At 40.0% G+C, this 25,057-nt stretch carries 21 protein-coding genes and 1 tRNA gene; 21 read left to right on the forward strand and 1 reads right to left on the reverse strand.

Features of this window, described 5'->3' with window-relative positions; genetic code table 11:
- Window positions 1–510: 510 nt before the first annotated feature.
- The 18 genes from LS67_RS02760 to LS67_RS02845 all read left to right on the forward strand — a co-directional run bounded on the left by LS67_RS02760 (window position 511) and on the right by LS67_RS02845 (window position 19,837).
- A complete protein-coding gene (locus LS67_RS02760) occupies window positions 511–2,034 on the forward strand; it encodes a flagellin A (protein WP_034326030.1) in 1,524 nt (507 codons plus the stop codon).
- A 597-nt stretch (window positions 2,035–2,631) separates the two neighbouring features.
- Window positions 2,632–2,709: transfer RNA gene (locus LS67_RS02765), tRNA-Pro, on the forward strand.
- Between the two features lie 224 nt (window positions 2,710–2,933).
- On the forward strand, window positions 2,934–3,953 hold the full coding sequence (locus tag LS67_RS02770) for a flagellar basal body P-ring protein FlgI (protein WP_173644097.1): 1,020 nt from the start codon (window positions 2,934–2,936) through the stop codon (window positions 3,951–3,953).
- A 135-nt stretch (window positions 3,954–4,088) separates the two neighbouring features.
- On the forward strand, window positions 4,089–4,445 hold the full coding sequence (locus LS67_RS02775) for a rod-binding protein (protein ID WP_034326028.1): 357 nt from the start codon (window positions 4,089–4,091) through the stop codon (window positions 4,443–4,445).
- A complete protein-coding gene (locus LS67_RS02780) occupies window positions 4,435–5,481 on the forward strand; it encodes a sensor histidine kinase (protein ID WP_034326027.1) in 1,047 nt (348 codons plus the stop codon). The genes LS67_RS02775 and LS67_RS02780 overlap by 11 nt, the downstream gene beginning before the upstream one ends.
- A gap of 48 nt (window positions 5,482–5,529) precedes the next feature.
- Entirely contained in the window at window positions 5,530–6,834 is a 1,305-nt protein-coding gene (aroA, locus tag LS67_RS02785; protein ID WP_138109568.1) for a 3-phosphoshikimate 1-carboxyvinyltransferase, read from the forward strand.
- A gap of 9 nt (window positions 6,835–6,843) precedes the next feature.
- On the forward strand, window positions 6,844–7,665 hold the full coding sequence (locus tag LS67_RS02790) for a 4-hydroxy-3-methylbut-2-enyl diphosphate reductase (RefSeq protein ID WP_034327692.1): 822 nt from the start codon (window positions 6,844–6,846) through the stop codon (window positions 7,663–7,665).
- 94 nt (window positions 7,666–7,759) lie between these two features.
- The gene (locus LS67_RS02795) at window positions 7,760–9,412 is read left to right on the forward strand and encodes a 30S ribosomal protein S1 (protein ID WP_034327695.1); all 1,653 of its coding nucleotides are present in this window, start codon (window positions 7,760–7,762) and stop codon (window positions 9,410–9,412) included.
- 13 nt (window positions 9,413–9,425) lie between these two features.
- Window positions 9,426–9,890, forward strand: a complete 465-nt coding sequence (locus tag LS67_RS02800) for a hypothetical protein (protein WP_034327698.1) — start codon at window positions 9,426–9,428, stop codon at window positions 9,888–9,890.
- 19 nt (window positions 9,891–9,909) lie between these two features.
- Window positions 9,910–11,490: a phosphoglycerate dehydrogenase gene (gene serA, locus LS67_RS02805; RefSeq protein ID WP_034327700.1), complete on the forward strand. Its 1,581-nt coding sequence runs from the start codon at window positions 9,910–9,912 to the stop codon at window positions 11,488–11,490.
- Window positions 11,491–11,518: 28 nt separating this feature from the next.
- Window positions 11,519–11,905 (forward strand): putative Se/S carrier-like protein, encoded by a 387-nt coding sequence (locus LS67_RS02810; RefSeq protein ID WP_034342257.1) that lies wholly within the window; start codon window positions 11,519–11,521, stop codon window positions 11,903–11,905.
- Window positions 11,906–11,924: 19 nt separating this feature from the next.
- Window positions 11,925–14,807 (forward strand): excinuclease ABC subunit UvrA, encoded by a 2,883-nt coding sequence (gene uvrA, locus LS67_RS02815; RefSeq protein ID WP_052099895.1) that lies wholly within the window; start codon window positions 11,925–11,927, stop codon window positions 14,805–14,807.
- Window positions 14,804–15,871 (forward strand): D-alanine--D-alanine ligase, encoded by a 1,068-nt coding sequence (locus LS67_RS02820; protein WP_034327705.1) that lies wholly within the window; start codon window positions 14,804–14,806, stop codon window positions 15,869–15,871. Before uvrA ends, LS67_RS02820 begins: the two co-directional genes overlap by 4 nt.
- A 3-nt stretch (window positions 15,872–15,874) precedes the next feature.
- Complete coding sequence (locus LS67_RS02825) at window positions 15,875–16,666, forward strand: alpha/beta fold hydrolase (RefSeq protein ID WP_034327707.1); 792 nt, start codon at window positions 15,875–15,877, stop codon at window positions 16,664–16,666.
- A complete protein-coding gene (locus tag LS67_RS02830) occupies window positions 16,663–16,953 on the forward strand; it encodes an acylphosphatase (protein ID WP_034327710.1) in 291 nt (96 codons plus the stop codon). The genes LS67_RS02825 and LS67_RS02830 overlap by 4 nt, the downstream gene beginning before the upstream one ends.
- Before the next feature lie 8 nt (window positions 16,954–16,961).
- On the forward strand, window positions 16,962–18,440 hold the full coding sequence (locus LS67_RS02835; RefSeq protein ID WP_034327712.1) for a Mur ligase family protein: 1,479 nt from the start codon (window positions 16,962–16,964) through the stop codon (window positions 18,438–18,440).
- Between the two features lie 24 nt (window positions 18,441–18,464).
- Window positions 18,465–18,968: an HIT family protein gene (locus LS67_RS02840; RefSeq protein ID WP_034327714.1), complete on the forward strand. Its 504-nt coding sequence runs from the start codon at window positions 18,465–18,467 to the stop codon at window positions 18,966–18,968.
- Window positions 18,965–19,837 carry an ankyrin repeat domain-containing protein gene (locus LS67_RS02845; RefSeq protein ID WP_034327715.1) on the forward strand — a complete coding sequence of 291 codons (873 nt, stop codon included), beginning with the start codon at window positions 18,965–18,967 and terminating at the stop codon, window positions 19,835–19,837. Before LS67_RS02840 ends, LS67_RS02845 begins: the two co-directional genes overlap by 4 nt.
- A 57-nt stretch (window positions 19,838–19,894) precedes the next feature.
- Here the strand turns inward: LS67_RS02845 and LS67_RS02850 are convergent, their stop codons facing one another.
- Window positions 19,895–20,521, reverse strand: coding sequence for a LysE family translocator (locus LS67_RS02850; protein WP_034327716.1), 627 nt, complete (start codon window positions 20,519–20,521; stop codon window positions 19,895–19,897).
- 119 nt (window positions 20,522–20,640) lie between these two features.
- Between LS67_RS02850 and gyrA the strand changes: the two genes are divergently transcribed.
- The 3 genes from gyrA (at window position 20,641) to LS67_RS02865 (ending at window position 25,027) form a co-directional block, all read left to right on the forward strand.
- Window positions 20,641–23,109, forward strand: a complete 2,469-nt coding sequence (gene gyrA, locus LS67_RS02855; protein ID WP_034327718.1) for a DNA topoisomerase (ATP-hydrolyzing) subunit A — start codon at window positions 20,641–20,643, stop codon at window positions 23,107–23,109.
- A gap of 113 nt (window positions 23,110–23,222) precedes the next feature.
- Window positions 23,223–23,699: a hypothetical protein gene (locus tag LS67_RS02860; RefSeq protein WP_034327719.1), complete on the forward strand. Its 477-nt coding sequence runs from the start codon at window positions 23,223–23,225 to the stop codon at window positions 23,697–23,699.
- Window positions 23,696–25,027 carry a sigma-54-dependent transcriptional regulator gene (locus LS67_RS02865; RefSeq protein WP_034327720.1) on the forward strand — a complete coding sequence of 444 codons (1,332 nt, stop codon included), beginning with the start codon at window positions 23,696–23,698 and terminating at the stop codon, window positions 25,025–25,027. Before LS67_RS02860 ends, LS67_RS02865 begins: the two co-directional genes overlap by 4 nt.
- Window positions 25,028–25,057: the final 30 nt, after the last annotated feature.

Raw genomic sequence — 25,057 nt, forward strand, 5'->3', positions numbered from 1 at the left:
ATAATGTCAATTTGTGCTCTTTTAAGCATAGTCTGCATTTTATTTATTGGCGAAAGAAGTATTATGCTTATCGTTTCTTGTGCCTTATTATTGTTTTGTCTTATAATCTTTATATTAATCAAAGAAGCAAGATATGATGTGCTTATATTTGCAGTTTTTTTATGTTTGTGGTTAGGGTTTATCTTTTTATTTTTTCATTTGTATATTAGGATAAATTTATTTGGGTAGATAAATGATAAGAATGTGAATCTATTCTAAATAATTTCATTATAAATCTCAAAAATCCCAACCCTACAAACGAGCCATACTCTAGCCCACATACCCTGTATTACCCCTATTTCCCCCCGCAAAATAGGCAAAAACTTCACAAAATCTCCGCAAAATCTCCCTGCACTCCCTTAAAAACTATCCAAAAAACTAAAAATTTATTAAAATTTCTATGTTCTTACCGATATGTATCTCAACCTAAAGGCAAGGACGCCTAAGGAAATTACAAATAAAGGAGTTGCTATGGCTTTCCAAGTCAATACAAACATTAACGCGCTCAATGCGCACGCACAATCTACCTTTACTCAATACAATCTCAAAAATTCAATGGAGAAATTGAGTTCAGGTCTCCGCATTAACAAGGCTGCAGACGATGCTTCAGGTATGACTATCGCCGATAGTTTGCGCTCTCAAGCAAGTGCGCTAGGACAAGCGATTAGAAATACAAACGATGGTATGGGGATTATCCAAATTGCGGATAAAGCGATGGACGAGCAAATCAAAATCCTTGATACAATCAAAACTAAAGCGGTTCAAGCAGCTCAAGATGGACAAAGCACACAATCTCGTTCGATGATTCAAATGGACATCAAGCGACTTATTGAAGGTCTTGATAATATTGGTAATACAACTACATACAATGGTATGGCGTTGCTCTCTGGTGCATTCTCTAATAAAGAATTCCAAGTGGGTGCGTATTCTAACCAATCTATTAAGGCATCTATTGGTGCGACTACATCTGACAAAATTGGACAAACTCGTATTGAGACAGGTGCTTTAGTTACTGCTTCTGGTGAAGTAACTGTAACCTTTAAAAATGTTGATGGTGTAAATGATGTTACTTTGGAGTCTGTGAAGATTTCGCATTCAGCAGGGACAGGACTTGGTGTTTTGACAGAAGTGATTAATAAAAACTCTGATAAAACAGGTATTCGCGCTCAAGCGAATGTTATTACAACTTCTGATACATCTATTGCAAGTGGAAGTATGGCGGGTATTATGCTTAATGGTGTCTCTATTGGGGATATTATTGGGATTCAAAAGAATGATAGCGATGGTCGTTTGGTGCAAGCTTTCAATGCAGCTACAATGCACACAGGTGTTGAAGCCTATACGGATAATCTTGGTCGTTTGAATCTAAGAAGTATGGATGGACGCGGTATTTCTTTGAAAATGAATGGTCCTGTCGGACAAGGACCTGTAGCGATTGCAAATGTAAATGGCGGACAAAGTCTTACTGGTAATGGTTCTAGTAACTATGGACGCCTCTCATTAGTGCGAACTGATGCAAGAGATGTTATTGTAAGTGGTGTGAATATTAGCTCAACAGGATATAATGATGAAACTAAAGTAGCTCAAACTACGGTAAACCTAAGAAACATAACAGGTGTGTTTAATACCGATGTGAAATCTGCTGCTGGTGCGAACTATAATGCAGTAATCGCAAGTGGTGGAGCTGACCTTGGTGCTGGTGTAACAACCCTACGCGGTGCAATGGTAACAATGGATATTGCTGAATCTGCTCAAAAAATGCTTGATAAGATTAGGGCAGACCTTGGTTCTGTTCAAGGACAAATGGTGAGCACAGTCAATAACATCACTATTACTCAAGTGAATGTTAAGGCAGCTGAATCTGGTATCCGCGAAGTGGATTTTGCCGCTGAAAGCTCTGAATTTAGTAAGCTCAATATCTTGGCTCAATCTGGTAGTTACGCGCTTTCTCAAGCAAATGCTATCCAACAAAACATCTTAAGATTGCTTAACTAAGGTTAGGCTTTCTTTTAAGGCTCGGTGCTTTCTCTTGAGCTCGGGCTTAGGGCTTTAAATCTTTTAAATAGCGCGATTAGGCTTCTAGCCTAGCGCGACACTTGGCTTTGGCTTTTAGTTCAAGGCTTGGTTTAACTCACCTCTTGGGAGCTTAGTTTTCCTTAGCTCTCTTTTTTTGGGGTGTGGTTAGGTTCTTTGTTTAGCTAGGTCATCTCAGGGACGAGGCATCTAGCGAATGCAGCAAGGAGTCGCGCTAACGTGCGTGTGAAGCTGCATTTTTTGACATTAAACGAGGTTTGCCATTCTTATAGCTCCTCCGCTCCTTCTCCTCCCTTATCTTGTGAGGGAGGCTGTTTCATCTATGTTAAAATTTCCTTAATAAAAATCTTTTGTAAAAATCAGCATAGAATCCAAATAAAGATAATTTATCTGTAATCAATGTATATCCTAGCATAATCTGCACTCTATCCCCACCTTTCTTTATTTATCTTTTTTAAAAGAGGGAAATAGAAGTAAATTTATAAAAAACAAAATATCTAAAATCTACAATTTTTTATTAACAAAATACGCTTATAATACAACCTTTACTTTTCAACGCGGAGTATAGCGCAGCCTGATTAGCGCGCACCCTTGGGGTGGGTGAGGTCGTGGGTTTGAATCCCGCTACTCCGACCATTGTATCTATTCTAAGACTTACAAAATCTTTTATTCTTTTTATATCATATGTAGCATTGTAGCTTGTAGTATTTTGAAAATGTGTAAATAGATGAGTTTATAAAGGAATGTGTTTTGCTTCCTTGCTTTAGAATCTAAAGCAAGGAAGCGATATGGGTCAAGTAAGTGCAGGTAGGAATGATGAAGCAATGTATAAGGGATTAGAATCCTTTGGTGCGCGACTAATGCTTGGTGTGTTGCTTAGCATAATATGCGCTCTATCTCTCTATGGGCAAAAAATCTCGCAAGTGGCACAAATTGTGGGGATTAGAGAAAATAGCTTAGTGGGCTATGGCTTAGTCATAGGTTTAAATGGAAGTGGTGATAAAAGTGGCTCAAAATTCACTATGCAAAGCGTAGCAAATATGCTAGAGAGTGTAAATGTCAAACTCTCCGCAAATGATATAAAATCAAAAAATGTCGCTGCGGTTATGGTAACTGCGAGCTTACCGCCTTTTGCAAGACAGGGCGATAAGCTTGATATTCTCGTCTCTTCTATTGGCGATGCGAAGTCTATCAGCGGTGGAACGCTCGTAATGACGCCTCTTACAGGGGTTGATGGTAATATTTATGCGTTAGCACAGGGCAATATCCTTATGGGCGAGAGCGGGAGCGCACTCTCTGGCACAATCATTGGCGGGGCGAGTGTGGAACGCGAAGTGGGCTACAATCTCTATAATCAGCAAAATGCGACTTTGAGCTTGAAAAAAACAGATTTACAAAATGCGATTAAGATTCAGCAAACGCTTAATGAGGTGTTTGGCGATGCGGTTGCGGTAGCGGTAGATGCGCGGACACTTAAGCTCAATAAGCCGGAAAATTTGAGTATGGTTGAATTTTTAGCATTAGTTGAGGAAGTCGAGGTAGATTACTCACATAAAGAACGTATAGTGATTGATGAAAAGTCTGGCACGATTGTAGCGGGTGTGGGCATCACAATCGACCCGGTGATTATCACGCACGGCGATATTACGATAAAAATCTCTAATGAAATGCCCGATGACCCCGAGGCAGTGAAGCTTGAGGACGGCACAATAATGAGCAAGGCACAAGGCACGATTAGTAGCACAGATGGCGCAAAACCCACGGTTTCAAGCGTAGTCAAGGCATTGCAGAGAATGGGTGCAACCCCGCGCAATGTGATTTCAATCCTCGAGAGTATGCGCAAATCGGGCGCATTGAGAGCGGAAATAGAAGTAATGTAAAAAAAGGAGTGCAAATGCGAGGGCTTAAAAAAATTACAGAATCTATCAAAGATGTAAAATTTGCAGTAGGCTTAATGCTTGATTCTATAATTATGCTAAAGATTCATAATCTTTATAGATTCTAAGGAGCGCAAAATGATGAATAGTATTAATAATGCAGCGGCAATCTCTGCGTATCAAAGGGCGCAAGATTCACAACTTTCACGCGTAGATGAGACAAAGGACGACAAGGCACTAAGGGAGCAAACCGACCAATTTGAATCTATCTTGCTTAAATTTATGCTTGAGAGCGCAATTAAAAATGACGATACACTTTATCCAAAACAGCCCGGGAGCGATATTTACCACTCTATGTATATTGATAACCTAAGCCAAGAGCTAAGCGGTAGTTTTGGGTATAGTGAGCTTTTGTTTAATTATCTAAAGGAGCAACAAAGCGCAGGTAGGGTGCATTTGGCACATAGAGGGACAAATAATCCTTATGGAAAATAATGTCATCAACCCAAGCCTTTTAGAGCATTTAAATAGTAGCGATAAAAGTGTTTTGCTCGAAACTCTCGCTACATTGATTCAAAGTACTTATGGCACAGAGCAGGAATTTAAAAAACTCCAAAGTGATTTTAATAGCCTAAAAGCCTTGTATGAATGGGTGCTTGAGCTTATCCCACAAGCAATTTGTGTAATGGAAACCAATGGAAATGTGTTTTATCGTAATGCAGAGGCGAGTAAAATCGCAGATATGTTTGAGAATGTGGCACATTTGGGCGAGGGCGAAAGTGAAGTAGCGTATAAGGAGCAGTTTTATCTCCTGCAAATTAGCGTGAAAAATGACAAAAAAGTGATGAGCGCGACAAATATTACAAACCAAAAGCGACAAGAAAGACTTGCGTCTATGGGACAAATCTCCGCGCATTTGGCACACGAGATTCGAAACCCCATAGGCTCGATTTCACTCCTTACTTCTACGCTTTTGAAACGCGCTGGAGTGCAGGTAAAACCGCTCGTGCTAGAGATAAAAAAGGCAATTTGGCGTGTGGAAAGGCTGATTAACACGACTTTGCTTTGGACAAAAGGTGTGAATGCAAATCGCACATTGCGTGATTTAGGTGAGTTTAAAAACGAGCTAATGCAGAGTGTGGGGCATTATACCTACTCTAAACCCATTGATTTTAACTTTAATCTTGAATCTAATGCACAAATTTTCGCTGATTTTGATTTGCTTAGTATCGTGCTGCAAAATTTCTTGTCAAATGCCATTGACGCGATTGAGGAGGGCGAGTGCAGTAATGGCGTGGTGAATGTGAGCTTTAGCGAGGACGAGGCATTTTGGTGCTTTGTCTTTAGCGATAATGGCGCGAGTATCACCGATAAGAATTTGCTTTTTGAGCCATTTAAGACGACAAAGCTAAAGGGCAATGGCTTGGGCTTGGCATTGTGTCAGCAAATCGTCAATGCGCACAATGGTAGTATTTCGCTCAATGAAAACACAGATGATAAAATCTTTTATATAAAAATTGCTAAAAGCTAAGAATCTTGCTGTTATAATGCGCGTTTAATTTGGCTTAAGGAAAGTAGAATGCGTATTACAAAGATTACAGCGACAAAGGGCTTTGAGCGCGAGTTTAGCGGGATTGCCACCGATAAATCTATTTCGCATCGTAGCGTGATTTTTGCGCTTTTGGCAAATGCCTCTTGTAGAGTGGAAAATTACCTTATGGGTGAGGATACTCTGCATACCCTGCATATTGCGCGTGAATTGGGGCTTGGCGTGGAGCAAAAAGAAAATGTTTTAATCCTCACGCCACCAAAGCAGATAAAAGAGCCTCACAAGGTGCTTGATTGTGGGAATGCGGGGACGGGAATGCGCCTTTTTTCAGGATTTTTGAGTGGGGTTAAGGGGCATTTTGTCCTAAGTGGCGATGAATACTTGAATGAACGCCCGATGAAACGCATTATTGAGCCATTAAATAGTATAGGAGCGCATATTATAGGGAGAGAGAACAATGCCTATGCGCCTTTAAGCATTACAGGCGGGGAGATAAAGAGCTTTAATTACACAAGCAAGATTGCCTCCGCACAAGTCAAAAGTGCAATGATATTAGCAGGGCTTCAGGCAGAGGGAACTTCGAGATTCTATGAGCCATTTTTAAGTCGCAATCATACAGAAAATATACTTCAGGGTATGGGCGTGGAAATGAGTACAAAAGAGCAAGAAAATGGTGCGTATGAAGTGGAATTTAAGGGGCAGGGGCGTAAAAAATTAGAATCCTTTGATTTGTGTGTGCCCGCAGACCCTTCGAGCGCATTTTATTTTGCGGTGGCAGCGTGTGTGCTACAATCAAAGGTTAAGCTTAAAAATGTGCTTTTAAATAAAACACGCATACAAGCTTTTAAGATTTTAGAAGCTATGGGTACGGAGGTAAAATACGAGCTTCACCACTCACTTTATGAGGAAGTAGGGGATATTGAGGTGTGTGGCAAGAGCCTTCGGGCTATCAATGTGGAGAGCGAGATAGCGTGGCTTATAGATGAGATTCCAGCCCTTAGTATTGCATTTGCAGTGGCGAGTGGCACTTCAAGGGTGGCTAATGCGAAAGAGTTGCGCGTAAAAGAAAGTGATAGAATCCACGCTACAATTACGAATCTACGCGCTATGGGGATAAAATGCGAGGAATTTGAAGACGGATTTAGTGTGTGTGGTGGCGAACTTAAGAGGGCGCGGGTAGATTCTTTTGGCGATCATCGTATTGCGATGAGCTTTGCCATAGCAATGCTTGTGTGCGGAGGTGAGATAAGCGATAGCGCGTGTATTGATGTGTCTTTTCCACAATTTCTTGATTATCTTTCCTCAATTACACATATAGAAAATATCAATGAGTAAGGATTTATGATGCAAGTAAAACTCGCTCAAAAATATGGCTTTTGCTTTGGCGTGAAGAGGGCAATTCAAATCGCCGAGGATAATCGTAATGCTATTACCTTTGGTCCGCTTATACATAATGCAAAAGAAATTGATAGATTAAAAAGGGATTTTGGTGTAACTTTGGGAGAGAATCTAGAGGAAGTGCAAGAGTGTGATAATGTAATCGTGCGCACACATGGCATTACTAAGGGGGATTTAGAGATTTTAAAAGAACGCGGTAATAATGTGATTGACGCGACTTGCCCCTTTGTAACAAAGCCCCAAAAAATTGTAAAGAAGATGTCCCAAGAGGGTTATCAAATCATTGTTTTTGGCGATAGGAATCACCCAGAAGTCAAAGGTGTGGCGAGTTATGGCGAGAATGTGGAGATTGTGGCAAGTGTTGATGAAATAGCGCAGTGCAAATTACAGAAAAAAGTAGCCCTTGTATCGCAAACAACCAAGCAGATAAAGCAGTTTGGTGAGATAGCAGCCTTTATTATCTCTCAAACAAATGAAGCGCGTGTGTTTAATACGATTTGTAATGCGACTTTTGAGAATCAAAGTGCGGTGCTTGAACTCAGCAAAGAAGTAGATATAATGATAATAGTGGGTGGCAAAAACTCTTCAAACACAAAGCAGTTGCTTAAAATTGCTCAAAATTATTGCGAAAATAGCTATTTGGTAGAGGATAAAAACGAGCTGCAAGAGCAGTGGTTTAAAGGTAAAAAGCTATGCGGCATTACCGCAGGGGCTTCTACACCGGATTGGATCATTGAGGGCGTGAGGGAGAAAATTGAGCAGTTTTAGGTGATTTTTTGAGCGTGCGGATATTCTTAAGGTATAGCAAGGTTTTGCTTTGGTAGAATCTGCAAGATTTTAATTTCCATAGCAAAGGGTTTTGATGTTAGTGAATTTGGACAACGATAATTCTTTTATCGATGAAGAGGATTTTGCTACTTTATATGCAGCGAGTGAAAAAGGGGCAGATGAAGGTGCGATACAGACGGGCGAGATTGTAGAGATAAATGATGAATACGCAATGGTAGCAATCCCACACGCAAAACGCGAGGCAAGGCTTAGAATTTCTGAAATTACTAAAAATGGTGAGTTGTTGTTTAAAAAAGGCGATAGGATTGAAGTATTTGTATCTCAATCAAGGCAGGGACCGAGTGCTTCATATATAAAAGCGCAGAAAATGAAGAGGATTGTTGAGAAAATAGCGGAACTCGCAGATGGTTATCAAGATAAGATCATCGAAGCAAAGATAATTGGTAAAAATAAGGGTGGTTTTGTGATGGAGTATGATGGCATAGATGTATTTATGCCACGCAGAGACTCTGCAATTCGCGAGGACGATAAGGCAAAAGGCAAAACATACAAGGTAGCCATTATTAAGGTTGATAAGGAGAGTAATTCAATCATTGTATCGCGCAAAAGATTTTTTGAGCTTGATGATGAAAAGCGCAAGGAATTATGTGAGAAGATTCTAAAGAATGATGAGGTGCAAAAGGGTGTGATTACTAAAATTGCACCCTTTGGAATCTTTGTCGATGTAGGTGGCGTGGAGGGGCTAGTGCATTACACGGAGCTTAGCCATAAAGGACCAATCAATCCCTCAAAGAATTTCAAAGAAGGTGATGAAGTAATGGTGAGGGTGCTTGGCTTTGATGATAAAAAAAGACGATTTACACTCTCTATGAAAGCACTCAATGGCGACCCGTGGGTAGAAATAGAAAAAGAGCTTGAAGTGGGATATGCTATTAAAGTAAGTGTAAGTAATATAGAGCCTTACGGGGTATTTGTGGATTTGGGGAATGATATTGAGGGCTTTTTGCATATTTCTGAAATCTCGTGGGATAAAAATATCAAGCATCCTTCAAGTTACTTGAGCGTAGGGCAGGAAATTGATGTAGAGATTATAGAGATTAATACAGAGACGAGAAAGTTGCGCGTATCGCTTAAAAAACTCCTTGATAAACCTTTTATTGCTTTTAGCAAAGCACATCAAGTTGGCGATGTGCTTAAGGGCAAGGTAGCGACTTTAACAGACTTTGGTGCGTTTATCAAGATTGGCGCAGTAGATGGGCTGTTACACAATGAGGACGCGTATTGGGATAAGAATCTAAAGTGTAAAGATGGATTGCAAGTGGGTGATGAAATAGAGGTGAAAATCATTAAGATTGATAAGGAGAATGAGCGAATTTCGCTTTCTCGTAAAGTCTTTTTAGAATCTCCAGCAAAAATATTTGGTAAAACACATAAAGCCGATGATGTGGTAAAAGGTGTGGTGATAGACATAAAAGACTTTGGTATCTTTGTGAAAATTGATGAAATGGAAGCACTCATTCGCAATGAAGAGATTTATCCGCTTAAAAAAGAGGAGATTAAGCTAGGAGATGAAATATCTTGCGCAATAGCTCACATTGATGAGGAAAATAACAAAGTGAGAGCTTCTATCAAAAGGCTAGAGAGACAAAAAGAAAAAGAAGCATTAAAGACTTTTAATTCTGATGAGAAAATGACTCTTGGCGATAAGCTGAAAAATCGCCTTTAGGAGAGTGTAGGGAGTGAAAAAGCTTGTATTCGTTGCGGTGCTTGTAGCTGTTATAGGTGCGGCTATTTATGGGGTTTTGTATCTTGATAAAATATCAGTAGCACCTGCTTTTGAAGCAAAGCCTATGGAGCTTCCTCAAGTGGGTGGCGAGATAGAGCACAAAGAGGAGAATTGGCTAGGCTTTGTCCCAGATAATGACGAGTTGCCTTATGCCTACCCGGCGACAGAACTTAGTATTCGTTTTGATTTTCTCGCACCTGATGCCAAGCGCACGATACCTTCGGCTATTAGCATTGATGACCTTGATGAGTATAAGTTTGCTTGTGTGAAGCAGGTTTTAGCGCAAAATAATATAGAATCTGCCTATTACAAATCAGGCAATGTGCTTAAACTTATGGTGTTTGTAAGTGATGAAGCAATGTATGAGAAGCTCTTAGCAGATTTGAAATACTATCGTCTGCAATTTAGCGTGCAATAAACTGCAAAAAGGAGTGAATATGAAATATAAAGTCATCGTATGCGACCATATCCATCAAAGAGGGCTTGATTTACTTAGCACACAGAGTGATGTTGAGATGGAGAATCTTGCCTCTATACCAAAAGATGAACTACTTAGCAAAATTTCAAGTGCTGATGTGGTAATTACGCGTAGCTCGACTGATGTGGGTGAGAAATTTTTAGAATCTTCGGGGCAAATACGTGCGGTGGTGCGTGCAGGTGTGGGCGTAGATAATGTCGATATTGAGGGTTGCTCTCGCAAGGGTATTGTAGTAATGAATGTGCCTACTGCAAATACTATCGCCGCAGTGGAGCTCACAATGGCTCATCTTATCAACGCCGTGCGTAATTTTCCCGGTGCAAATACACAGCTTAAAAATGAGCGCAAATGGAAACGTGAAGATTGGTATGGGATTGAGCTTAAAGGCAAGAAACTAGGCATTATTGGTTTTGGCAATATTGGCTCACGCGTGGGACTGCGTGCGAAAGCCTTTGAAATGGAGGTTTTGGCTTATGACCCTTATATTTTGCCTTCAAAAGCCACCGATGTGGGTATTACCTACACAACAAACTTTGATGATATTCTCTCCTGCGATATTATTACGATTCATACACCAAAAAATGCAGAAACAAAAGATATGATAAAGGCGGCTCAAATCGCAAAAATGAAAGACGGCGTGATACTCATTAACTGCGCGCGGGGTGGTTTGTATAACGAAAAAGACCTTTATGATGCGCTAAAGAGTGGCAAGATTAAATGGGCTGGGCTTGATGTATTTGGTAAAGAACCAGCTATTGATAATCCTTTGCTTGATTTGCCAAATGTTTATGTAACGCCACATATTGGAGCAAATACATTAGAATCTCAAGAGCAGATTGCTATTCAAGCTGCGGAGGCAGCTATTGAGGCGGCACGAGGCTCAAGCTATCCAAATGCACTCAATCTCCCCATAAAAGAATCCGAACTCCCAAGTATGGTAAAACCTTATCTTGAGCTTATGCAAAAGCTAGGATTCTTAGCAGCACAGGCAAATAAGGGTGTGATCACTTCGATTCACGTAGAAGCACAGGGTGAGATTAGCTCCTATGCGGATTCATTGCAGACTTTTGCGCTTGTTGGTGCGCTCAAGGCGAGTTTAGGCGACAAGATTAATTATGTCAATGCGCCTTTTATGGCAAAAGAGCGCGGTATTGATGTGAAAGTTCAAAAGAAGCAAGCAAGTGATACTTACAAAAATCACATTTCTATTAGCCTAAGCACACAAAATGAGAATCTTTCATTAAGTGGCACGGTGTTTGAAGATAAGCACTTGCGCTTGACTTCGATTAATAATTTTCAATTTGATATTGAGCCAAAGGGTAATATTATTTTCTTTAGAAATACCGATGTGCCCGGTGTGATTGGTTCCGTGGGAAGTATTTTAGGAGACAATCAAGTTAATATTGCCGATTTCCGCCTTGCTCGTCAAAATAAAGAGGCTATGGCAGTGATACTTGTAGATTCACAAGTTTCTAGCGAGGTGCTAAAGCAGCTTGAGCAAATCCCCGCAGCTATTAATGTCAAAATGCTTAATATTTAAATAGAATCTTAAGTAGAGTGAAAGCTCCGTGCTAGATTCTATGCCTTTTCAGACTTACATCATCTTTGAGAATTCTTCTAGTGCATTCGCCACACAGAGAATTCTAAGCTCCCCTCTATTTGCTGATTTTGATTTTAGCTTACAGCTTGTCCCCACACCAAAGGAATATAGCAATAACTGCACCTTGTCTATTTTGCTTGAGTGGGGCAGGGATTGTGAATCTTATCACAATGTAGATTCTAAAAATATGCAAAATGATAGCATTCAAAACGTCAAGATTCAAAATTGCGAAATTGATAAAAGCAACATTGCAGGGGATAATATCAAAAATAAAAATTTTCAAGGAGATTTTATAAAATCTATTAGCTCACTATTAGCACAAAAGCATATTAAGCACGATATAATACACCTTTAATTCACTTTAAGGATAGATATTGAAGGATTATAATCATATTCATATTAGCGGTGCGCGTGAGAATAATCTAAAAAACATCAATCTTAGTATTCCTAAAAATCAGCTCGTTGTTTTTACAGGTTTGTCGGGTTCGGGTAAATCCACTCTTGCCTTTGACACACTCTATGCAGAGGGGCAACGCCGATATATAGAATCTCTCTCAAGTTATGCTCGGCAGTTTTTAGATAAAGTCGGTAAGCCTGATGTGGATAAAATCGAGGGACTCACTCCCGCAATTGCTATTGACCAAAAGACAACAAGTAAGAATCCACGTTCAACGGTTGGCACGATTACAGAAATTTATGATTATTTGCGTCTGCTTTACGCGCGTGTGGGTATTCAGCATTGCCATATATGTGGCGAGAAAATTTCCCAAATGAGTGCGACAGATATTATCGAGCAGATTCTCAATCTCCCCGATGGCGCAAAGATGATATTCCTTGCGCCTATTGTCAAGGAAAAAAAGGGGAGTTTTAATGACAAAATAGAATCCTTGCGCCAAAAGGGCTATGTGCGAGCGATGATTGATGGCGTAATGGTGCGACTTGATGAAGAGATTGAACTTGCTAAAAATAAAAAGCATAGCATTAAAATTGTGATTGATAGGGTAGTGAATATAGCGGAAAACCACACGCGTATCGCGCAAGGAGTAGAAAAAGCACTTAAGGAATCTTATGGCGAAATTGAAGTAGAGATTATTCATAATGACGAAAAAAAGTTTTTGCATTATTCCGAACATTTCGCGTGTTTTAAGTGTAAGGTGAGTTTTGAGGAGCTAGAGCCGCTTGGATTCTCATTTAACTCACCAAAGGGTGCGTGTGAGGATTGTTTGGGGCTTGGGGCGAAGTATGCCATTGATTTGAAAAAAATCCTTGATAAATCCCAACCGCTAAATAAGGGCGGTATCAAAATTATCTTTGGATTTAATCGCAATTATTACGCGGAGCTTTTTTATGCGTTTTGTCGTAGCGCAAAGATTGACCCAAATCTTAGCTTTGAGGAGTTAAGTAAATCACAGCAGAGCAGTCTGCTCTATGGTAATGAGCAAGAAGTAGAGATTCAATGGAGGTCAAGTAAGCTAAAACGTCCTTGGAAAGGTATTTTGCAAATTGCTTATGATATGCTAAAAGATGATAAGGATTTGGGGGATTATACGACTGAAAAGGTATGTCCTACTTGTAATGGACACCGCTTGAAGCTAGAATCTTTAAGTGTTAAGGTTGCTGGGCTTGGCATAGGGGAAGTTATTGATATGCCCATACAGCAGGTTTATGAATTTTTTAATGATACGAGTGCGTTTTCCTATTTTAACGAGCAAAATCGCTTTATTGCCGAGCCAATTTTGAAAGAAATCCGCGAGAGATTATTTTTTCTCTATGATGTGGGGCTTGGCTATCTCACTTTGGGGCGTGATGCGAGGAGCATTAGCGGGGGAGAATCTCAACGCATACGCATTGCTAGTCAAATTGGTAGTGGGCTTACAGGGGTAATGTATGTGCTTGATGAGCCAAGCATAGGGCTTCACGAGCGTGATACTTTGCGCCTCATTAAGACATTGCGTAGTTTGCAGGAAAAGGGTAATAGCGTGATTATTGTTGAGCACGATAAGGAGACGATTCTAAACGCGGATTATATCGTGGATATTGGACCAGAGGCAGGATTGCGCGGCGGGGAAGTCGTGTTTAGCGGAAATATAGCGGAGCTTTTGGATACAAACACATTCACTGCGGAGTATGTGAAAGGTACGAAAATTATTTTCTATCCGCATAAGCGCAAAATATCGCAGTGGCTTAAAATTTCTAATGTAAATATTCATAATATTACTCATCTTAGTGTGTCTATCCCGCTTTCTCAATTTGTATGTGTAACGGGCGTGAGTGGTAGCGGTAAAAGCTCACTTATTTTGCAGACTTTGCTACCCGTAGCCCAAGAGCTTCTTAATAATGCACGAAAGGTGCAAAAATGCGATGGCGTGGAGATTGCAGGGCTAGAGCATTTGGATAAGGTAATTTATTTAGACCAAAGTCCTATCGGGCGCACTCCTCGTAGTAATCCCGCGACTTATACGGGAGTTATGGACGATATACGCACACTTTTTGCAGATTCTAAAGAATCTAAGGTGCGAGGCTATGGCGTGGGACGCTTTAGCTTTAATGTCAAGGGCGGACGATGTGAAAAATGTCAAGGCGAAGGAGAGATAAAGATTGAAATGCACTTTTTGCCTGACATAATGGTGAAATGCGATGCGTGTAAGGGCGCGAAATATAATCCCCAAACGCTTGAAATTACCTACAAGGGTAAGAATATAGCTGATGTGCTGGGTATGAGCGTGGATTATGCATTGGAGTTTTTTGCAAAAGTGCCAAAAATCGCTCAAAAACTGCGAACACTCCAAGATGTAGGGTTAGGCTATATCAATTTAGGGCAAAATGCCCTCACACTTAGCGGGGGCGAAGCACAGAGGATTAAGCTCGCTAAGGAATTAAGTCGCAAGGATACAGGTAAGACACTCTATGTGCTTGATGAGCCTACCACTGGGCTACATTTTGCTGATGTGGATAGACTGATAAAAGTGCTTCATCATTTGGTGGATTTAGGCAATTCTGTGATTGTTATTGAACATAATTTGGATATGATTAAGAATGCTGATTATATTATCGATATGGGACCCGAGGGTGGGGCTGGTGGCGGAAAAGTTGTTGATTGTGGCTCGGTGGCGCATATAAGTAGTAATTACACTAAGAGCGGAAGTTATACGGGCAAATATCTTGCAAAAGATTTAGAACGTGATGAAATGCTTAAAAACAAGCAAGATTTAGCCAAAAATCCTGCGCGAAATCATAAGACAAGGGAGAAAAAATGAAATATGATGTGCTATTTGGTGGCGTGAGTTTTGAACACGAGATTAGCATTGTGAGTGCGATTGCCATAAAAAAGATTCTAGGTGAGAAAATAGAATCCTTTATTTTTCTTGATAGTGAGCATAGATTCTATCTTATTCCTGCAGATTCTATGAAGTCAAAATTTTTTAGCTCTGGCGCGTATAAGAAATGTATAGAATTATTCGTAGGGCAGGGAGGATTCTATAAAAAGAGCTTTTTTGGATTAAATGCTATCACGCCTCATATTGTGCTCAATCTTATTCACGGCGCAGATGGTGAGGACGGAAGCATAAGCGCATTGCTTGATTTTTATAAAATTGCATTTATCGGTCCTCGCACAGAATCTAGCGTGATGAGTTTCAATAAGGCTCTCACAAAGCTTTTTGCGCGTGAAAGGGGTGTAAAGGTTTTAGAATACGCACTCTTAACGCGTGAAGATTCTAAAAATGTGGAGGATAAATTAAGCAATCTTAAGTATCCATTGATTCTAAAACCCGCACGACTTGGTAGCTCTATTGGCGTGAGTGTGGTAAATGAACCAAAGGAAATAGAATATGCTATGGATTTGGCTTTTGAATATGATGATATGATTTTGGCAGAGCATTTCACAAGTGGCATTAAAGAATATAATCTCGCAGGGTGCAAGGTGAAAAGTGGTGCAGGGAGCGAGTTTGCATACTCTATCATCGAGGAGCCAAGCAAAAAAGAATTGCTTGATTTTGAGCATAAATATTTGGATTTCTCGCGCACATCGCAGGTGCTAAAGGCAGATATTAGCCCAGAGCTTGAAGCTAAGATAAAAGAGAGTTTTACTGCATTGTATGAAAATGCTTTTGAGGGGGCATTAATACGATGTGATTTTTTTGTGATTGATAATGAGGTGTATTTGAATGAAATTAACCCCATTCCTGGTTCTATGGCGAATTATTTGTTTGAGGATTTTGTCTCTATGGTAGATAGTCTAGCATATAGTTTGCCAAAAAAGCATAATATCAATGTGAGTTATAAATACATTGAGCAGATTCATCACGCAAAAGGAAAATAAGTAATGGCACAAAGGCGCATAGAATATCAAGGGGAGTATTTTGAGATAAGCTACCAAAGGCGAGAAGTGCTAGATGTTGCATCTCGTGTAGAATCTACGCCCGATATGGAATTAAGCGCAGATTCTAAAAGCACCAATTCCGCTCCTATTATGCTTTTTTTGCACGGCTGGGGGAGCAATAAAGAAGTAATGAAAGTCGCCTTTGAAAATTATTTTAAAGATTTCTTGCATATTTATGTTGATATGCCCGGTTTTGGCAATAGCCCTAATACAAAGGTGCTTCATACGCAGGATTACGCGCAGATTATGCAAAAATTCCTTTATGATATAAGTGGCACGAAGACGCAAGATTCTATTATCGTAGGACATAGCTTTGGTGGGAAAGTCGCCATATTGTGTGAGCCGCGTGAGATTATTTTGCTTTCATCTGCTGGGATTTTAGTATCTAAATCTTTAGCTGTTCGTGCTAAGATTATGCTTGCAAAGATTATGGGTAAATGTGGGCTTTCGTCATTTGGTAAAATATTTCGCTCAAATGATGTGAAAAAGATGAGTGAGGTAATGTATCAAACTTTTAAGAATGTCGTTGATGAAGATTTTTCATCGCAGTTTGCAACTTACAAAGGAAAGGCGAGTATTTTTTGGGGTAAAGATGATAAGGCTACGCCACTTGTTTGTGGAGAAAGGATGACGAGATTGATTCAAAAAAGTCGTTTTTTTGCATTGGAAGGAGACCACTACTTTTTTTTAAAGCAGGGTAAAATGATAGAAAATTTATACAGGAGTGCGAAATGAAAGATTGTAAAGAATTTGTTATTTTAGGCAAGGTGCAAGGCGTGGGTTTTCGTAAATTTATCAAATCAAGGGTAAATAATATAAATGTGGAGGAAGAACGCATAGTGGGACATATACGCAATATGGAGGACGGCAGCGTGCGTGTAGTGGCACAGGGAGATTTGCAGGCTTTGGGTAAGCTCGAGGATATTTTGTGGGTAGGCACGATAAAAAGTGTTGTGAAAAATGTTAAGGTTACGTCTCTTGCAGAAGATGAAAACCTTATTGGCTTTGAGATTTTAAAGTAGGGATAAAAATGGATATGTTAGTTATTGATATGATAGCGCAGTGGGTGTTTGTAGTAACTCTAGCACTCTATCTAGCGACAAATTTGCAGTGGTACAATTACAGCTTTAAACGAGCGATTTTTAGACATCACAAGTTTATGTGGCATATTTATTACTGCCTTGTGCCTTTTACTTTATATTTTGGGACGTTTTTTCTTACTCGACCGCTTGGCGATTATTTACTTGTCGCATTGAGTATGGTATATGCCATAGCCATTATTGTGTGGTATTTGAGACTTGATAAAAAGCTTAATTTCACAAAAAGAATTGTTCGATATTTTGTTATTTTGTTTATCTTTATGACTTTTAATAAAAGTCTATGTTACTTTCTAGGCATAGAGAGTAGATTGCTTGATTTAATGCCGCTAGGCTTTGCAGTGATTATCTCTCGTATGTATGAAAAAGTCTTGCTTGATAGATTTGTAACTCTTGCCAATAGCAAATTAAAACTTATGTCTAATCTAAAAATTATTTGTGTAACAGGTAGCTATGGCAAAACAAGTATTAAGAACTTTATAGAGCAGATTCTAAAGGAGAAATATCGCGCGTATGCTACACCTCGCAGTGTGAATACATACACAGGTATAGTTGCGGATATTAATCACAATATTGACTATACGACCGAAATCTATATCGCTGAAGCCGGAGCGCGAGAGAAGGGAGATATATCGCAAATTGCGCATTTTTTGAATCCTCATTATGCGGTGATAGGAGAGATAGGTGAGCAACATATTGAGTATTTCAAGCATATTGATAATATCGTGGCGACAAAATTTGAGTTACTCGAGAGTGAGAGGCTAAAAAAGGCTTTTGTATTTAAGGATAATCCTAAGCCAAAAGAAATAGCACCGGGTGTGGCAAAGAAGATTCAGTATTTTCCTGAAGAAGTGCGTAATATCCAAGCAACGCTTGAAGGCACGAGTTTTGAGCTATTTATAAAAGGCGAGTGGTATAAATTTGAAACAATGGTTTTAGGATACTTTAATGTCACAAATCTTAGTGTTGCCATTTATATGGGCGCAGAATTTGGCGTGAGGATAGAGGATATACAAAGGGCTGTAAGGAGAATAGAGCCTGTGCCTCATCGTTTGAATAAAATTGAGACGAATCAGAAAATGATACTTGATGATAGTTTTAATGGGAATCTTAAAGGAATGAAAGAGGCTATTCGCCTCTCATCTCTCTATAATGGTAGGAAAATTATCGTAACACCGGGCATTGTAGAAAGCACAGAAGAGGCAAATATAGAGCTTGCAAAAGCTATTGATGAGGTGTTTGATATTGCGATTATTACCGGAGAGCTTAATGCAAAAATTCTACAAACTCATATTCACAAGGCTCAAAGAATCATTTTGAAGTCCAAAACACAGCTCGAAGATATGCTTAAATCTTGCTCAAAGCCCGGTGATTTGGTGCTTTTTAGTAATGACGCGCCGAATTATATCTAAACAGGATTCAGAAGGGATAAGATAGTGGATAGAATCTATGCACCTTGGCGGAGCAAATACTTTGGTTCGAGTGAGGAGGGCTGTATATTTTGCACTATTGCAGATAATCCGCAAGATGATGAAAAAAACCACGTGATTTACCGCGATGAATTGGTATTTGGCGTTATGAATCTTTATCCTTATACACCCGGACATTTTATGCTTTTGCCTCTTAAGCATTGTGATTCGCCCGAAAAGTTGCCTTTAGAGACTTGGCTACACTTGCATATGCTTTCACATAAGGCAGTTGCACTTTTGTATGAGTATGGCGCACAGGGTGTGAATGTGGGCTTAAATATCAAAAAAGCTGGTGGTGCGGGGATACCCGAGCATTTGCATATGCACTTTGTGCCTCGCTATATGGGTGATACGAACTTTATGACGAGCATAGCAGAGGCTCGCACTTTTGGTATGGATTTTGATAGTATTTATATAAAAATAAAATTGCTAAGCGAGAAATATTTTACACAACGAGGAGATATGAAATGAGCGCAAAAAACATATTTTTTTCACGACTATTTGTGATAATGTGTGCGTGTGGGGGATTATCTGTATTAAGCTATGGGGCGAATGATAGATACAATCATCTGCTTTTTAGCAATAACTACACTGAAGTGCGAAAGGGCATTAATCTTGGCGCTGATATTGAAGCACGTTTGCGCGGCTCTACACCGTTATATGATGCGGCACGCAAGGGGAATATGGAGATTTTATATCTCTTAATTGAGCGCGGGGCTGATGTGAATGCGATTTGCCACGGCGAAACCCCTTTGCTCAAGGTGGCTGCACTCAATAATTATAAATTTGCTAAAGCCCTCATTGCTAAGGGTGCGGAGGTCAATGTAGCTGACGAGCATTTGGGCAATACACCCTTGCATTATGCGGTAATGAAAAAAAATACAGAGATGATAAGGCTACTTTTGTCAAATGGTGCAGATATGTATGCGCAAAATCATCGAGGTGATACTCCAGCACGTTATATTCTCGCTTCACGCTCACTTCCTGCGGTGAGTATCAAAAATAGTGATGTTACATTAAATGCTTCATCATTCAATCTTGGCGAGGGCAGTGCGAATATTAGCGTATCTAATCAAAGCTCTAAGGTGATAAATGTGCGCTATGTGGCACTATATATCAATGGAGAATTAATAAATGAAGCAGAGGTCAATAAGAGAATCCCACCAAATAGTAGCGCAGTGGTAACGAGCCTTAGAATCCCAAGTAATACCTATGAGAATATAAGGCTTAAAAAATCTGGCACGACAAATATTAAATATGGTTTTGCACTTGAGTATGAAATGGAGGGCAAAAATAAGAATCTTTATAAAAAAACAGATACAGAATTGAAGTTGTGGTGAGGATTCTAAGAACATTCTGTTTTGTTAGAATCTAAGTCTTAAAAATAAGCTTTAGAATTAAAAAGCGGCTTTGGTAATTTCCACGCATAATTCGCCAAATTCAAAATATAAAAGCCACGCAAAGCATACAAAGAGCACACCGCAGATTCTATCAATAATAACAAAGGCGCGGGTGTTGATATGGCTCCGTGCTACACTAGCGCATATGATTATACACACAAAGGCGGCAAAGAGTGAGCACCATAGTGCAATAAATCCTAGCTCCATACCCTCATCAATAAAGGGTGTAACCAAAAATACAAAGAATAAAATAGCCTTGGGGTTTGAGAGATTAATGATAAGTCCCTGTATATAGCCCTCTTTGCGCTCCTCTTGCGATATGCTTAAATCATAGTTTTGTGCTTTCATTGTAAGTATTATGAATCCTAGGTAGAGCAAATAGCTTCCGCCTATAATACTAAGAATAAGCTGTGCAATAGGGGTATTGAGCCAATGACTAAGCCCCGCGTAAATGAGTGTAAGATATAGACACCAGCCACTTGCGATACCTAATAGCACTTTGAATCCTTGCCCCACACCAAAGCGCAAAGTAGTCTTTAATGTAAGGAGTATATCAGGTCCGGGAGTAATCGCGCCAAAAAATCCCATTAGGCATAAAAGTATGATTTTTTCATTAATGTCCATTTAAAATTCCCGCTTGTGTAATGTGGGTAAAATTATATACTATTTTACGCAAGAAGTAAGCCTATTTTTAAGCAATATAGGCTAGAATACGCGTTTTATAAAACAAAAGGGAGCTAAAAGTGGAGAGTCTATTGGAAGAGAAAAGTATAGATATACAACTTGATGAATCAATCAAAGGCAGTTATCTTGATTATTCTATGAGTGTGATTGTAGGTAGGGCGTTACCTGATGCAAAAGATGGGCTAAAGCCGGTGCATAGGAGGATTCTCTACGCGATGAACGAGCTAAGCCTTTCACCTAGACGCCCTTACAAAAAAAGTGCTAGAATCGTGGGCGATGTGATTGGTAAATACCACCCGCACGGTGATACAGCAGTATATGATGCGCTTGTGCGTATGGCGCAGGATTTTTCTATGCGACTTGAACTTGTCGATGGGCAGGGAAATTTTGGTAGCATTGATGGCGATGGCGCAGCGGCTATGCGTTATACCGAAGCGCGTATGACAAGTGCAAGTGAGGAAATGCTCCGTGATATTGAAAAAGACACCGTGGAATTTGTGCCAAATTATGACAACACGCTTGAGGAACCTGATGTTTTGCCGACACGATTTCCAAATTTGCTTGTAAATGGTTCAAGCGGGATTGCTGTGGGTATGGCGACTTCTATCCCACCACATCGTATTGATGAGATTATAGATGCGCTTATTTATGTGATTGATAACAATACAAGTGATGTGGAGGATATACTCCCACTCGTGCAGGGACCTGATTTTCCAACAGGTGGGATTATTTATGGCAAAGCCGGAATCTTAGAGGCGTATCGCACCGGACGGGGTAGAATCCGTGTGCGCGCTAAAGTGCATATTGAAAAAACAAAGACAAAAGACATTATTGTCATTGATGAAGTGCCTTATCAAGTCAATAAGGCAAAACTTGTAGAGCAAATTAGTGAGCTGGCAAAAGAGAAAATTATTGAAGGCATTTCAGAAGTGCGCGATGAAAGTGATAGAGAGGGGATTCGCGTGGTAGTGGAGCTTAAACGCGATGCGATGAGCGAGATTGTGCTTAATCATCTTTTTAAATCCACGACAATGGAAAGCACCTTTGGGATTATCCTCCTTGCTATTAATAATAAAGAGCCAAAGATTTTTAATCTCCTTGAACTTTTGCAGATTTTTATCGCTCATCGCAAGACGATTATTATCCGCCGTACGATTTTTGAGCTTGAGAAAGCAAAGGCGAGAGCACATATTTTAGAGGGTTTAATCATTGCACTTGATAATATTGATGAGGTGATTAAAACGATTCGTGCCTCCGCAGATTCTGAATCTGCAAAAAATGCGCTTGTTGCAAAATTTAAACTAAGCGAACTTCAAGCAAAAGCAATCCTTGAAATGCGTTTGCAACGACTAACAGGTTTAGAGCGAGATAAAATCAATGCTGAATATGCTGAATTACAAGAGCAAATCGCTTATTTAGAATCCATTCTCAAAAGTGAAGAAAAGCTTAAAAACATTGTAAAAGAAGAGCTTTTAGAAATCAAGGATAAGTTTAGCACCAAGAGGCGCACACAAATTGAAGAAAATTATGATGCCATTGATGTGGAGGATTTAATTTCTAATGAAAAGGTAGTCGTTACAATGAGCCATAGGGGCTATGTTAAGCGTGTATTACTTAAAACTTATGAAAAGCAAAATCGTGGCGGTAAGGGCAAGATTAGTGGAAATACGCACGATGATGATTTTATAGAATCTTTCTTTGTGGCAAATACGCACGATACGATTATGTTTGTAACAAACAAAGGGCAGCTCTATTGGCTCAAGGTGTATAAGATTCCAGAAGCGGGGCGCACAGCCATTGGTAAGGCAGTTGTGAATCTTATCAATCTCCAGCCTGATGAAAAGATTATGGCGACTATTACCACGACAGATTTTAATGATGATAAATCGCTTGTATTCTTTACAAAAAATGGTATTGTCAAGCGCACAAATCTAAAAGAGTATGGTAATATTCGTAGCGTGGGCGTAAGGGCGATTAATCTTGATGAGAAAGATGAGCTTGTAACAGCGCATATTGTGGATTTGAACGTCAAGGAATTGTTTATCGCAACTCATCAAGGTATGTGTATCCGTTTTAGCGTGAATGAATTACGCGAGATTGGGAGGGTTAGTCGTGGGGTAAGTGGCATTAAGTTTAAAGCAAATAAAGATTATGTCATTGCCGCTACGACCATCACAAGCGATACAGATAAGCTCTTAACCGTGAGTGAGCAGGGGATTGGCAAACAAACACTTGCCGGTGAGTATCGTCTGCAGTCTCGTGCTGGTAAGGGTGTAATCGTTCAAAAGCTTACTTCAAAGACAGGGAATCTTGTCAGCGTGGTAAATATTAACGATGAAAATATGGATTTAATGGTGCTTACAAGCTCGGGCAAGATGATACGCGTGGATACAGAGGCGATTCGCGAGGCAGGGCGCAATACAAGCGGTGTGAAAATCGTCAATGTAGGCAAGGATAAAGTCGCATATGCGAATGTCTGTCCTAAAGAGCCTAAAGAAGATGATTTGAACGAATCTAATCCTGAGTGAGGGCGGTATCTGTGGTAGATTCTAAAATCTTGAAAGCATAAAATGCGAAGTGGCAAAGTTATAGTGGGGCGGTTTGGGCTTAAAGTATAGATAAAGAGGTGGAGGCTAGGTTAATGTGTGCTCGGTTCTGTATCATTTTGCTTTTATGTTTTAGCACACTCAAGGGCGTGAGTAGCCTTGATGAATTGCCCTACGAAGAGCGATTTGAAAATGCAGAGGTAGAACTCCTCATCTCATATAAGGTTGTGAGTAAGGACAATCTAGCCCAGAGAGAATCTTATCGTGTATCACACGTGATGAACTATCAAGCACACAAGGGCTATATAGTTACACAAGAGTGTGAAATAGACGCGAGTAGGTATCCCATAATGGACGATATGGCTTACTTTATCACCTCTATTATCAAGCAGGAAAAGGAGCAGGTGCTTGAATGTTTGCTGCAACATAAAGTTTATGTGCGCGAGGATACGAGTGGGAGGGATAATGCCCTACAATCGCGTGTGAGGCTTGAAATCGCCCCAACGAGGGTAAAGGCAAAGCTTGTCAATAAAAGCATTATGATGTATATCCTAGCAAAGGAGCAGGTATGAAGATAGCCATTGTAGAAGATGATATTAATTATCGTAAGTCCCTAGAAACCGCATTTGAGGACTATGCAGAGTATGAAGTGGTAAGCTTTAAGAATCCAAAGGACGCGCTTAAAAAGCTCGATGAGAGTTTTGAGCTTATCATCACTGATATTAATATGCCTCAAATGGACGGCTTGAGCTTTTTGCAGGAGCTGAATGGACGATATGAAGCGATTGTCATCACAGGGAATGCTTCCGTGCAAAATGCGATAAAGTCCATTCGTTTGGGTGTGAAAGACTTTCTCATCAAAGGTTTTGAGATAGAAGAGCTCATAGAGGCAATAAAGCGCACACACAAGGCGGCACAAATCGTGCATAAGACACAAAAAACACCACCAAAAAGCACAGATGATAAGGAGTTTATCGCCTCATCGCCAAAGCTTGAAGAGGTTAAAGCCCTAGCTCTAAAGGTTGCTAAGACTGATGCGAATGTATTGCTTCTGGGACAAAGTGGTGTGGGTAAAGATGTGTTTGCTAACTTCATACATCGCAATTCTGCTCGTGCTAATGCGCCTTTTGTTGCGCTTAATATGGCGGCAATACCAGAGCATTTATTAGAATCCGAACTCTTTGGCTATGAAAAAGGAGCCTTTACAGACGCTACAAATCCAAAGCCCGGTATTTTAGAATCTGCAAGTGGTGGCAGCGTGTTTTTGGATGAGATTGGTGAAATGCCCCTTGCACTTCAGGCAAAGCTTTTGCGTGTATTGCAGGAAAAAACGCTTACACGGCTTGGTAGCTCAAAGCCCATTAAGATTGATGTGCGCTTTATCTCTGCAACAAATGCTGATATACAGGCAAAGATAGGCAAAAATGAATTTAGAGAGGATTTGTTTTTTAGGCTACAAACCATTCCTCTGCCTATCCCACCGCTTAAAGAGCGTAAGGAGGAGATTCTGCCTATTAGTGAGTGGAAGCTAGAATCTGTGTGTGCGCAATATAATTTTCCGCAAAAGTCTTTTTCTAAGGAGGCGAAAGAGGCACTTTTAAACTATGAATGGTATGGTAATGTGCGCGAACTTTTATCTGTCGTGGAGAGGGCGGGGATTTTGAGCGATAGCAATGAAATCAGCGTGAAGGACTTGTCTTTAGAATCTCGCACAAAAGCCTTTAGCGGCACAAATCTAAAGAGCGCAAACGCAGAGCAGGGCAGTATAGCTGCACTTGAAAAGGAGCTCATCACACAGATTCTTAAAGAATGTGCGAATGATTTACAAAGGGCAAGCGATATGCTGGGAATGAGCGTAGAGCTTTTGCGTCATAAGATTGCGAGATATGATATTAAGTAGTTTTGAAAATTTACCTTGCTTGTGGAACAT

The organism is Helicobacter sp. MIT 03-1616, from assembly GCF_000765685.2.
GTDB classification, from domain to species: Bacteria; Campylobacterota; Campylobacteria; order Campylobacterales; family Helicobacteraceae; genus Helicobacter_C; species Helicobacter_C typhlonius.